Genomic DNA, 10,650 nt, shown 5'->3' on the forward strand with positions numbered 1-10,650 from the left:
CTGCCGCGGCCAAAGGTTGCGCGGGGTCATGCCGGTGTTTCGCGCAACCAAACGGCGCAGCCACGGCACCTACCGCCACGGCCACCTGCGCGCGGCCATCGCTGCATGCGCCCCTCCCCCGCGGCGCCGAACGAGACCTTTCGCCGATGCTCAAGATCCAGGTCAGCCACTCCTACTTCCTGCGCTACGACCCCAAGCAATGGGAACGCGGCAAGCCGTACCCGCCGCTGGCCACGCTGCAGGTGGCGGCACTGCTGCGTCAGCACGGACACCAGGTGACGCTGTTCGACGCGATGCTGGCCGAGGGCGTGGAGGACTACGACCACGCCGTCCGCACGCAGCGGCCGGCCCTGGTGGTGTTCTACGAGGACAACTTCAACTTCCTCACCAAGATGTGCCTGAGCCGGATGCGCGAGGCCGCGTGCCGGATGATCGCCGAGGCGCGCGCCGGCGGCAGCCGGGTACTCGTCGCCGGCTCCGACGCCTCGGACCATCCGGAGGCGTTCCTTGCGGCCGGTGCCGACGCGGTGCTGATCGGCGAAGGCATCGCGGCCTTGCTGGACCTGGTGGCGCGGCTGCAGGCGGAACCGGACATCGACCCGGCGCGCTGGGTGGCCGGCCTCGCCGAGGTGGCCAGCGCGGTGCTGCCGCAACTCAAGCGCGCGCAGATCGGCGCGCGGCCGCCGGATCCGCGGCTGTCGGTGACGGCGGCCTGGGACCTGCTGGATATCCCGCGCTACCGCGCGTTCTGGCAGCAGCGACACGGCCATTTCAGCCTGAACATGGCCGCCTCGCGCGGCTGCCCGTTCCGCTGCAACTGGTGCGCCAAGCCGATCTGGGGCAATCACTACAAGCGCCGCGAGGCGCAGGACGTGGCCGCGGAGATGACCCAGCTCAAGCGCAGCTTCGCGCCCGACCATGTGTGGATGGCCGACGACATCTTCGGCTTCCACGTGGACTGGGTGGAGGACTTCGCCGATGCGCTGGCCGCCGCCGACGGCGCGGTGCCCTTCACCATCCAGACCCGTGCCGACCTATGCAGCGAGCGCATGACCGCCGCCCTGGCGCGAGCCGGCTGCCGCGAGGCCTGGATCGGCGCGGAGAGCGGTAGCCAGCGCATCCTCGACAAGATGACCAAGGGCACCGATGTGGACGGCGTGATCGCCGCGCGCCAGCGACTTGGCGCGCAGGGCATCCGCGTCGGCTTCTTCCTGCAGCTGGGCTACCTGGACGAGCAACTCGACGACATCCTCGCCACGCGCCGGCTGGTGGCGCAGGCGCGCCCGGACGACATCGGCGTCAGCGTGTCCTATCCCCTGCCCGGCACCGTGTTCTACCAGCAGGTCAAGGACCAGCTCGGGCGCAAGACCCATTGGCAGGACAGCGACGACCTGGCGATGATGTTCCGTGGCGCCTACGACTCGGCGTTCTACCGCCAGGTACGCGATCTGCTGCACCGGCAGGTGGACCTGCAATGCCGCGAGGATGCACGCCCGGCGCCGACGCACGCGCAGGACTGGGCGGCGCTGGACGCCGACTGGGCAGCGCTGATCGCGCGCGAAGCCGAGCATCGGACCGACGCGCCGCCAGCGCCGGCGGCCAAGGCGGTCGCCGCCGGCGGCAGCCGCCGCATCCCGCTGGTGCAGCGCTCATGAGCGACCTGGCGACGCCCTCGTCTCCGGCCGTGGCGGCCGACCTGCCGACAGCGGCAGCCGCGGCGACGCCGGCACACCTGCCGTTGCGGCGCATCGGCCGTGGCCTGCGCCTGACCACCGAAACCCTGGCGCACGAGCTGGCACGCCCCGGTGCGCCGATGCCGGACTGGAGCGGCCTGCACTGGCAACTGGCCGCAGCCGCGGCGGTCGCGCACGGCGTGGCGCCACTGCTGAGCCAGCGCTCGCAATGGCCGGACCGACCGTGGCGCGCGTTCCTGGAGGGACAACGCGAGCACGTGGCGCAGCGCTACCAGCGCATCGCCGCGTTGCTGCAGCGAATCGACGCCCTGGCGCAGACCGCCGGCCTGGCGATCGTGCCGCTGAAAGGCGCGGCGCTGCATGCGCAAGGCCTGTATCGGCCGGGCGACCGGCCGATGGCCGACATCGACCTGCTGGTGCGCCCCGAGGACGCCGAGCGTGCCGCGACTTTGCTCGCCGCGCTGGGCTACGTGGCCGAGTTCGCGCAGTGGAAGCACCAGACCTTCCGTCCAGCGCAGGCGCAGGCGGTGGGTGGCCTGGGCGAGCACCGCGACACGCCGATCAACATCGAACTGCACGTGCGCATCCAGGAGCGCCTGCCGCTGCGCACGGTCGACCTTGGCACGCAGCTCCTGCCGGGCGACGGCAGGCCCGGCCTGAATCCCTACCCCAGCAACGGCGCGCTGATGCGTCACCTGCTGCTGCACGCGGCCGGCGGACTGTGCAGCCGCAGCCTGCGGCTGATGCACCTGCACGACCTGGCATTGCTCGCTCCGCGCATGCGCGCCAGCGACTGGCAGATGCTGACCGGCACCGACGCCTGGTGGGCATGGCCGCCGCTGCGGTTGATGCTGCGTTACTACCGCGCGGCGATTCCGTCGGCGGTGCTCAAGCAACTGCGCGCGCAGTGTCCGCCGCTGTTGCGTCTGCGCGCGCGCGGATTGGACCTGACCGCGGCGTCGTGCTCGCACCTGTGGCTGCCGGCGCTGCCGGGCATCGAATGGGCGCGTTCGGGCGGCGAGGTGCTGGACTATCTGCGCCAGCGCCTGCAGCCCTCGGCGGAAAGCCGCCAGGAACGCGCCGAGATGATCCGTACCCAACTGTGGTTGCAGGGCCAGGACTGGGTGCGCCTGCCGCAGCGCCGCCGCGTGCTGCAGCGCCTGCTGCGCCCGGTGCCGCGGATGGACACGCTGTACGCGGTGCGCACCGCGCTGCAGGGCTATGCGCCGTCGTCGGAGTGACGCACGCCCTCCTAGAGCGCGCAGTAAACGACCGTCGCAGGAGCGGCTTCAGCCGCGACACACGCCACAGGAATGGCTGTCGCGGCTGAAGCCTCTCCTACGACAAAACGCGATGCCCTCTTAAAGGCGAAGCGCCGGCACGCCGCGCTGCGCGTCAACCGTTCTGCGCCGCGCGCCGCTCATCGGTGCGGCGCGGTGCGCACAGGCGCTGGTACAGCGCGGTGAAGCCGCGCACGCTGCAGTCGGCGTCCTCGCGCAAGGCCCGGCATTGCGCCGCCCAGGCCAGGCGCAGGCGCAGGTCGTCGTCGCTGAGTACCTGGCGCAGCGCATCGGCCAGCCCGGCCCAGTCGCCCACGGGCACCGCCAGCGCCGCCGACGGCGCCCACTCCTGCAGATGCCCGACCGCGGTGCCCACGGTCGGCACGCCGGCCACCGCCGCTTCCAGCAACACCAGCGGCCCGGCCTCGTGCTGCGACGACAACACCAGCAGATCCGCCGCCTCCACCAGCGGCCGCAGGTCGCGCTGGGTCTTGAAGCCGAGGAAGCGCACGCGCGCGCTCAGGCCCAGCGTGGCGACCAGGCGCTGCATCGCGCCGTCGAGGGTGTCCACGCCGACCAAGTCGATGCGGAAGTCGACCCCGGCGCGGGCCAGCGCAGCGAGTGCGCGCAACAGGGTCGTCTGGTCCTTCACCGGATTGAGGCTGGCCACGTGCAACAGCCGCGCCGGACCCTCCCCGCGCGGGCGCGGCGGGCGCGGTGGCCAGGCGCGCAGGTCCACGCCCAGCGGCACGCGTTCGGCGGCGATGCCCAACGCCCGCAAGCTGTCGAGGATGGGCGCGCTGGCGGCGGTCACCGCACTCGCCAGGCGCAACACCAGCGCTTCGCGCAGCCGCCCCTGCCATTTGCGCCGGCCGCCGTAGCCGATCGCATGCAGTGCGACCAGTTCGCCGCCGGCGATGTGCACCAGGCTCGGCCGCCGCAGCCAGCGCGCTGCCGCCACCGCGATCAGGCTGCAGTGGCCGGAAAACAGCGACTGCACCACGTCGAACGGCGCGCGGCGGTGCTCGGCGCGGATCGCGGCGATCGCGCGCCAGCGCGTACGCGCCGCACCGATGTTGTGGATCCGCGCACCCAGCAGGTCCCATTGCGCCGGCAGCGGTTCCTGGTGCAGCACGAAGACGTGTAATTCATGCATGCGCGCCAGGCGTTCGATCAGGCTCAGGAAGGCCGGAATCACCCGGTACTCGCCGCTGCGGTCGACGCCGCCCGGCACCACCAGCGCCAGCTTCATGCCGCGCTCCGCGACGTGGCACCGAGCAACTGCGCATAGGCGCGCGCCCAGCGCCGTCCGACTGCCGCGAACGACAGCTGCGCATCGAAATGCGCGCGCACCAGCGCCCGCGACGGCCCGTCGCGCGAGGCCCGCAGCAGCGCGGTGGCCAGGCGTTCGGCGTCGCCGCAGGGCCACAGCGCGCCGACCCGGCCGCCGTCGCTGAGCGCACGGAACGCCGGGATGTCGGTCAACACCGGCACCGTGCCGCAGGCATAGGCCTCCAGCGCCGCGTAGCCGCAGCTCTCGCCCAGGCTGCCGGACACGAACAGGTCGGCCGCGCGCATCAGGGTCTGGATCTGCGCGTGCTCCATTCGGCCCAGCAGGTGCACGCGGCCGGCCAGCCGCGGATCGGCCTGGATGCGCTGTTGCACCACCGGCAGCAGCGGCGCATCGCCGAACGCGCAGAACAGCTGCAGCCCGCTCAGTTGCTCGCTGGCGCGGGCCACGCCGTCGAGCACGGTGAGCGGATCCTTGCCCTCGCTCAGATGGCCGACCCACAGCACGCAGGGCGCGCCATGCAGCCCGCTGTCGCGGCGCGCCTGATCGCGCTCGCCGGGAGTGAAGCGGCAACTGGATTCGGGAATGGCGAACAGGCGCGTGGATCCGGCGAACAGTCCGGCGCCGACGAAACCGCGCGCCAGCTCCAGCGAGGTGAAGGCGATGCCGGCGGCGGCGGCGTACCAGCGCCGCCACTGCGGCCGCCGCCACCAGCGCGGCGGACGGTTGGCGTGGTCCTGCAGCAGGATCGGCCGCGACGGCCGCCAGCGCGCCAGCGTCGCCGCCTCGCGCGCGAACTGCAGGCCATGCACGTGCACCACGTCGGCCTCCAGCTCGGCCAGCAGCGCGGCGATGCGGCGCAGATGGCGCCGGCGCCCGCTCTCGGCACGGCGCACGAAGTGATAGTTCACGCCGTTGCGCTGCAGGTGCGCATCGACCGCGGCGGCCTGGATCACCGAAACGCGGGTGCCGGCGCTGGCCACCGCCTCGGCGATGTCGACCAGCGACGGCCACAGCGCGAACGCCTGCTCCGGCGTCACCCCGTCCGGCAACGGCACGAAGTTGAGTTGCACGGCATGCACGGCGCGGTCGACGTTGCCGTCCATGCTCAGATCCCGGACACCTGCGGCCGGTGCAGGCGCACCAGCCGGTTGGCCAGGTTCAGTTCCCATGGCCGGTCGTAGCGCCGGTAGCGGTAGCGCCACGCGGCCAGCGCGCTGAGGCCGCGCTTGGCCCAGCCCGGCGAGCGCTGGTCCTGCGCGGTGGGATAGCGGCAGCCGAGCACGGTGACGAAATCGCGGATGCGCTGGCGCAGCGCATCGGTGAGCCAGGGCGCATCGGCGTGGCAGGCGTAGTCCACCCACTGCGGCTGGGCCCATTCCTCCGGCGTGCGCGGGAACTGCACCGGCACGCCGTCGCGGTCGAGCAAGGGCGTGCCGGCGCGGCGGCCGCGGTCCTTCTCGTGGCGGCTGCTGTCCGGCAGCGGCGTGTACACGTAGACGATGATTTCCGACTGCGGGTTGATCCGCTTCAGCTCGCGGATGAACTCGAACGTCTGCTCGGTCTCGCGTTCGCTGTCCTGCGGCGGCGCGACCATGAACGACAGCTCCGGGATCACCCCGTTGCGCCGGCACAGTTCGGCCACTTCCAGCGTCTGGTCCGGCCGCGTGCCCTTGCGGATCTCCTTGAGCATCGCCCCGCTCGGCGACTCGGCGCCGATGTAGGCCATGCGCAGGCGGCTCTTGCGCACCAGCTTCCAGGTGCTCTCGGACAGGTTGAGCAGCGCGTCGGCGCGGGCGTAGCACCACCACGGCAGTTCCAGCTTCGCCATCACCTCCAGCAGCGGGATCATGTCGGCTTCGCGGTCGAAGAAGTTGTGGTCGAAGAACTGGATCGAGTCCGCGCCCAGGCCGTATTTCAGATAGCCCAGCTCGCGTTCCAGGCGGGCCGCGGTCGGCAAGGCGGTGGCGCCGCCGAACATCGCCGCCACCCCGCAGAAGGTGCAGCGGAAGCGGCAACCCAGCGCGGCCTGGTGCGAGGCGGTGCGCTGGCCGAGAAAGGTGCGGCCGAGGTAGCGGCGCGGCTCACCCAGCTTCTCGTAGGGGAGCGACGGCAGTGCATCGCCACGCTGGAACGCGCGGTTGCGGTTGTGCACCACCGCCCCGTCCTGCTTCCAGGACAGCCCGTCGACCTGCGCCAGCGTCGGCCCTTCGCCACGCAAGGCGGCCAGCAGTTCCGGCAAGGTGTCCTCGCCCTGCGCGCGGATCGCATAGTCCACGTACGGCGCGGCCAGCGCGGTGTCCGGGTACAGCGTGGGAAAATAGCCGCCCCAGACGATCGGCAGTGCCGGGAAGCGCGCACGGATGGCCTGCGACAGTGCGATCGACGGTGCCAGTTGCGGCCCGCCCATCACGCTGATGCCGACCGCATCGAAGCGCTGCTCCTGCAGCGCCTGCAGGCTGCGGTCGATGAAGTCGCGGTCGACATTGCCGTCGATGATGCGGCTGTCGCCAGTGCGATCCAGCGCCGCCGCCAGGTTCAGCAGCGACAGCGGAAAGCGGGCGCTGGACGGCTTGGTGATGGTGGGATTGACCAGCAGCGTGTTGGGTGTGGAGGACATACGGGGCGAACGCAGGACGGGGGTCACGGCAGGCGCCGCAGGCGCAGCACCAGGGCCACCGGCACCTCCAATGCAGCGGGATCGAAATGGGCGCCGGCAGGGATGTCCGCCGGGTCGAGCATCGGTTCGCTGACTGCGTCGATAGCCAGCCCGAGCGCGGCGCAGGCGGCGTGCCAGTGGCTGTACAGGTGCTGGGTGTGGCGCACCGCGTAGCGCTGGCCGCCGGCCTTGAAGTCGCGGCGCCAGCCCAGCGCCGGGCCGATCGGGTGCACGTCGCTGCACAGCACCCAGCCGCCGGGACGGGTGACCCGGCGCAGTTCCGCCAGGGCCGGCGGCAGCTGCGGCAGGTGCCCCAGCGCCAGCGCGCAAAGGCTCAGATCGGCGCTGGCGTCGGCCAGCGGCAAGGCCTCCAGGCGGCCTTCGCGCAGCGTGTAGCGGCCGGTATCGACGTCGCCCAGTTCCTGCGCGGCGCGTGTCAGCATCTGTGGCGACAGGTCCACGCCGGTGACGTGGCCGGCGCCACGCTGCAGCGCATGCAGCAGGTAGCGGCCGCTGCCGCAGCCGGCATCTAGCACGTGCTGGCCGCGCAACGACAGCGGCAGCAAGGCCAGCATGGCGCGCTGCTCGGCCTGCATCACCGGGTTGTGCGCCTGCGCCGGGTAGCTGTCCGCCCACAGCGCATAGGCGGTCAGCGGATCGAGGGTCGGGACGGCGCTCATGCGGGGCATTCCTGCGACAAATGGGTCAGTCGTGAACGCGGCGGCGCAATCTGGACTTCCAGGCCCGGCTCCAGCGCGAGCAGCGCCGGGTCGGCGAGATCTGTGGCCAGCAGCTTCGGCACGCCGTCCAGCGTCACCGGCACCGTATCCACCCCGGACGCGGCGAACCATGGGGCGAAATCGGGATCGGCGATGCGCGGACGACCATCGCGCACCACCGCGCGCAGCGCGCTGCGCGGCAGCCCGACCAGGCTCTGCGCCGGCGCCCCGCCACGGTCGGCGACGATCAGCAGATCGGCGTGTGCGCCCGGCGCCAGATGCCCACGATCCGGCACGCGCAGGATGTCGGCCGCGGCGGTCGTGGCCAGGCGCAGTGCCTGGGTCGCGTCCAGGCCGTGGGCGGCAGCCAGGCGCAGATCCTCGAGCAGGTCGCGTCCGCCGCTGACCCGCGCATCGCTGCCCAGCGCCAGGCGCCCGGCCGCGCTCAGGCGCTGCGGATCGAGGGTGCGTCCGAGCAGGGTCAGGTTGCTGCTCGGGCACCACACCACCGCCGCGCCGCAGGCGAGCACGCGGGCGACGTCGTCCGCGCCCAGGCCCACGCCGTGGATCAGCACCGTGTTGTCCGCCAGATAGCCGCGCCGCTCCAACTCGGCGAGTTCGCCGGCGGCCACCGCGTCGGTACCTTCGGCCAGGTGGATCATCCACGGCCAGCCGGCGGCGGACGCCGCGGCGAAGCTCCGTGCCAGCGGCGGTCCGTAGTCGGGGCCGTGCAAGGTGTAGCTCCAGCCGAACTCGCGCAGCAGCGCCACCGGGAAGTCGGCCGCGTCCAGCGCGGCATGCCAGGGATCGTGGTGGGCCACGCAGGTCACCCCGGCCAGCAGGTTCTTCAGCCCGCCATGGCGCAGCCGCAGCGACTTGGGCAGGGCCAGCGCGGCGGTCACCGCCGGCGTGCGGAAATGCGCGGCGAAGGCGCCGATCCAGGCGTAGCTGTTGGCGAATGGTGCGGCCTGCGGCAGCGGCGGCACCGCATTGACGTGCAGATGCTCGTGGGCGTTGATCAAGCCGGGCAGCACCAATTGCCCGTGCAGATCGATGCGCAGCGCGGCCGGCGTGGCCGCCGCGGCGATCCGGCCGGCGCGCAGCGCCAGCGGCGCGTGCACCGCCCCACAGGCGTGCGCGACGCGCGCACCCTCCAGGCAGAGGTCGATGGGGGCGGCAGACGCGGCCATGCTCAGCGCTTGCGCATCACGATCAGGAAGTGATCGCCCATGTCGCGCAGCAGCGGCCAGCCGCCGACGCGGTCATCGAGGCGGCCGAGCGCCTCGCCCAGGCGCGGATGGCGCTGGTAGTGGTCGACCAGGTACGGCGGCGGCAGGCACAGGCTGAGCGCGCGATACGACTCCAGCGCGAAATGCGGCGCGAACGCGCGGTAGAACTCGCGTGGGAAGTAGTACCAGGTCCAGATCGTGTGCCCGTTCATGCCCACGGCGGTGGCGCCACGTGCGGCGCGGACGGCGGCACGGCGAACGCGGCCGCGCAGCAGGTAGTGGCCCAGCTCCCACGGGCACAGGCGACCGATCACCGAGAACACCAGGCGGCCGTCGCGGCGCAGCAGCCGTGCGCAGTGGCGCGCGACGTCGGGCAGATCCGGCGCGCAGTTGAGCGGGCCGAAGTTGGAGTACATGCCGTCGAACTCGCCGTCGAGCAGATCCAGTTGCTGGATGCCGACATGGGCCACGCTGAGCCGGCCGCGCAGACTGGGATCCTGCGCGCGGGCACGGGTGCGCTCCACCATCTGCGGCGACCAGTCGGTGGCCAGTACGCGGTAGCCGCGCTGGGCGAAGGCGTGCGCATCCAGGCCGGTGCCGCAGCCCAGATCGACCAGCCGCGAGCCGACCGGCAACTGCGTCGCCACCGTGTCCCACAGGGTGGTGCGCATGCGCTGGATCAGCGCGTTGTTGCCGCGCGGGCCGTCGTAATCGGCGGCCACGCTGTCGAAGGCGCGCTGCGTGTCCAGCAACCGCACCGGGTCCAGAGTGGTCGTGTGCGCCGTTGCACCCGCCTTGCCATTCGCTGTCACCTGCACCTCTCCACTGCCCTGCCCTTGTCGGAATCCGCGCGCATCGAGCGCGCGGTACTGCAGGTAGGTGCGGCGGCAGCGCCGTTTGGTTGAATCGACGAGCTGCTGTTATGCGGCGGCGACGCTTGCCTCTGTCGGCCGCGCCTGCCGCCGGCGCAGCGCATTGCGCACCACCGCGGCCAGCACGCCGCCGCCGAGCCCGGCCAGCAGCGCCGCCGCCAGCACCAGCACCGGGTTGGGAAACGCCGCGCGCGGCGGCACGTAGGTCTCCCAGGGCGCCGAGGTGTCGTAGGTGTAGCGCGTGCCGAGCCGGCCGAGCAGATCCTCGCGCTCGGCTTTGAGGCCGCGCAGCGTGGTGGTCTTCTCCGACAACAGCATGTTGCCGAGCAATTGCTGCTCGACGCTGCCGCGGCCTTCGCGCTGCTGCTGCAGCAGGCGGTCGCGCTCGGCCTGGGTCGCGGCGATGTCCGCGGCCAGCTCCTGCAGCCGCGCGGTGGCCTGCTGCAGCGGACCGGCCTGGATGCGCCGGTGCAGCGCCTGCAACTGTGCGATGGTGGCCGTGGCCAGTTGTCGCGCCTGCTGCGGCGATTGCGCGCGCAGGGTCAACTGGATCAGGTTGGCGTACGGGTCGGGGTCCAGCTTCAGGCTGTCGCGGTATAGCGCGGCCTGGCGGCTGTCCAGGGCCACGCCGGCGCTGTGCAGCACCTGTTCCTGGAACTGCCGGGTCTTGATCCGGTCGATCACCCGCTGGAACGGCTCCAGCTTGGGGTCGCGCCCGGCCGGGGTCGGGCCGAACTCGCCGACCTGCACCCAGGCGGTGGCCTGCCACTGGCGGGTCGCGCCGTGCAGGAACAGTGCCGCCAGCGCCAATGCCAGCAGCAGCGGCAGCAGGCACCAGCGCCATTCGCACCGCAGGATCCGCCACAGGTCGAGCAGGTAGATTTCGTCTTGGGGCATGGCGGTGTC

9 protein-coding genes are annotated in these 10,650 nt (G+C 72.2%); 2 read left to right on the forward strand and 7 right to left on the reverse strand.

The window, feature by feature from the left end; genetic code table 11:
- Positions 1-146: 146 nt before the first annotated feature.
- On the forward strand, positions 147-1,655 hold the full coding sequence (locus tag RAB70_RS13580; protein ID WP_148828729.1) for a B12-binding domain-containing radical SAM protein: 1,509 nt from the start codon (positions 147-149) through the stop codon (positions 1,653-1,655).
- Positions 1,652-2,935 carry a nucleotidyltransferase family protein gene (locus tag RAB70_RS13585; RefSeq protein WP_148828728.1) on the forward strand — a complete coding sequence of 428 codons (1,284 nt, stop codon included), beginning with the start codon at positions 1,652-1,654 and terminating at the stop codon, positions 2,933-2,935. The genes RAB70_RS13580 and RAB70_RS13585 overlap by 4 nt, the downstream gene beginning before the upstream one ends.
- A gap of 154 nt (positions 2,936-3,089) precedes the next feature.
- On the opposite strand, the gene RAB70_RS13590 is transcribed toward RAB70_RS13585, so the two are convergent.
- From RAB70_RS13590 to RAB70_RS13620, 7 genes are all read right to left on the reverse strand, one after another.
- Complete coding sequence (locus tag RAB70_RS13590; RefSeq protein ID WP_148828727.1) at positions 3,090-4,226, reverse strand: glycosyltransferase family 4 protein; 1,137 nt, start codon at positions 4,224-4,226, stop codon at positions 3,090-3,092.
- Positions 4,223-5,371, reverse strand: a complete 1,149-nt coding sequence (locus RAB70_RS13595) for a glycosyltransferase family 4 protein (protein ID WP_192578930.1) — start codon at positions 5,369-5,371, stop codon at positions 4,223-4,225. The genes RAB70_RS13590 and RAB70_RS13595 overlap by 4 nt, the downstream gene beginning before the upstream one ends.
- A 2-nt stretch (positions 5,372-5,373) precedes the next feature.
- A complete protein-coding gene (locus tag RAB70_RS13600) occupies positions 5,374-6,885 on the reverse strand; it encodes a B12-binding domain-containing radical SAM protein (RefSeq protein ID WP_148828726.1) in 1,512 nt (503 codons plus the stop codon).
- Positions 6,886-6,908: 23 nt separating this feature from the next.
- Positions 6,909-7,604 carry a class I SAM-dependent methyltransferase gene (locus tag RAB70_RS13605; RefSeq protein ID WP_148828725.1) on the reverse strand — a complete coding sequence of 232 codons (696 nt, stop codon included), beginning with the start codon at positions 7,602-7,604 and terminating at the stop codon, positions 6,909-6,911.
- Complete coding sequence (locus RAB70_RS13610; protein WP_148828724.1) at positions 7,601-8,833, reverse strand: amidohydrolase family protein; 1,233 nt, start codon at positions 8,831-8,833, stop codon at positions 7,601-7,603. Before RAB70_RS13610 ends, RAB70_RS13605 begins: the two co-directional genes overlap by 4 nt.
- Positions 8,834-8,835: 2 nt before the next feature.
- Entirely contained in the window at positions 8,836-9,684 is an 849-nt protein-coding gene (locus RAB70_RS13615) for a class I SAM-dependent methyltransferase (RefSeq protein ID WP_148828723.1), read from the reverse strand.
- Between the two features lie 108 nt (positions 9,685-9,792).
- Positions 9,793-10,641, reverse strand: coding sequence for a Wzz/FepE/Etk N-terminal domain-containing protein (locus RAB70_RS13620; RefSeq protein ID WP_148828722.1), 849 nt, complete (start codon positions 10,639-10,641; stop codon positions 9,793-9,795).
- Between the last annotated feature and the right edge of the window lie 9 nt (positions 10,642-10,650).

Origin of the sequence: Xanthomonas sontii, assembly GCF_040529055.1 — a bacterium.
Classification (GTDB): domain Bacteria; phylum Pseudomonadota; class Gammaproteobacteria; order Xanthomonadales; family Xanthomonadaceae; genus Xanthomonas_A; species Xanthomonas_A sontii.